This is a genomic window from Streptomyces pimonensis (assembly GCF_041380215.1).
GTDB classification, from domain to species: Bacteria; Actinomycetota; Actinomycetes; order Streptomycetales; family Streptomycetaceae; genus Streptomyces; species Streptomyces pimonensis.
In genome coordinates, this window is sequence record NZ_JAHWZY010000128.1 from 1 (window position 1) to 949 (window position 949).

The following is a 949-nucleotide window of genomic DNA, read 5'->3' on the forward strand; positions in this document are numbered from 1 at the left end:
ACCCACCAGGCGCCACGCCTCGGCCGTCTGCACCAGCAGGTCCAGGGTGGGCACCATCACGAGGATCCGACCGTTTCCGAAGCACTCGAGCGCGCAGGAGGCGGCGGTGATTGTCTTGCCTGATCCGGTCGCGGACACGATCGTGCCCCGCGCCCCCTCCGCAGGGACAGATGATCTTGCAGGGAATCCCACCCACTTCCGGAACGCCGACTTCTGGTCTACTTGGTGTTCCTTGAGGGAAATGCCGTGCATTCCGAGTGTCCATTCTGTGCGGCAGAGGTCGGGTGTTGAGGCGTTTGTCTAACTGTCGAGTCCTCTGAGTCCCCACTGGTCGAGGCCGCTGTAGATGGTGGCGGTCTGGCATTGGGGCGCGTTCATGACTTCGGCTTCGCCGCGGTAGATGGCGATGAGGGAGTCGGTTCCGCGCCACCAGGTGTCTGCGAGGCCGGCGACTTCCGGAACAGGATCGAACCCTTCGAGGCCGAGGTCGTCTACGGCGTCACCGGTGACTGTCTTGGTGGTGCGTGCGCATCGCCGGGCATGATCGGCCAGGGCGACTGCTTCCACCCACCCTTCAACGGTGGAGTGCAGGGGGACCCAGTTGCCGGCGTGGAGCCCGAACTCCCCGTTGGGGCCGATCATGAACGAGTAGGGGAGAGCTGTTCGCTGCAGGCCTGCTTCGAAGTGCCAGTCGGGATCCGGTCCCTCGGGTACGTCTCCGCTGAGCGTTCGCGGCCCGCCGACGCACTGAACCCTTCTCGGTAACGTCTCGTGACGCTTTGTGATCTTCGTTCAGGCGGTACGGCCGTGTTCGAGCTGGAGCAAGACGAGGGCGGCTCGGGTGATCCGGGTGATGGCCGCGGGGGCGAGACTGACTCTGCGCAAAGCCTTGAAGGTGACCTTCAGCAGGGCGTTGGCACGTTCGGCGACAGCGTGGACGCCTCGGATT

General features: G+C 64.7%; 2 protein-coding genes and 1 pseudogene. All 3 read right to left on the reverse strand.

The genetic code is table 11. From position 1 onward, the window contains the following. On the reverse strand, positions 1-252 hold a 252-nt coding region (locus tag KYY02_RS33650; RefSeq protein WP_371244878.1), incomplete at its 3' end, for a DEAD/DEAH box helicase family protein. Positions 253-300: 48 nt separating this feature from the next. Further along, on the reverse strand, positions 301-642 hold the full coding sequence (locus tag KYY02_RS33655) for a hypothetical protein (protein WP_371244880.1): 342 nt from the start codon (positions 640-642) through the stop codon (positions 301-303). A 150-nt stretch (positions 643-792) separates the two neighbouring features. Beyond that, positions 793-949: pseudogene (locus tag KYY02_RS33660) on the reverse strand (IS5/IS1182 family transposase); the annotation flags it as partial.

Excerpts from the sequence above, each read along its gene's own strand:
- KYY02_RS33655 (WP_371244880.1), bottom strand. The coding sequence starts at position 642 with ATGATCGGCCCCAACGGGGAGTTCGGGCTCCACGCCGGCAACTGGGTC.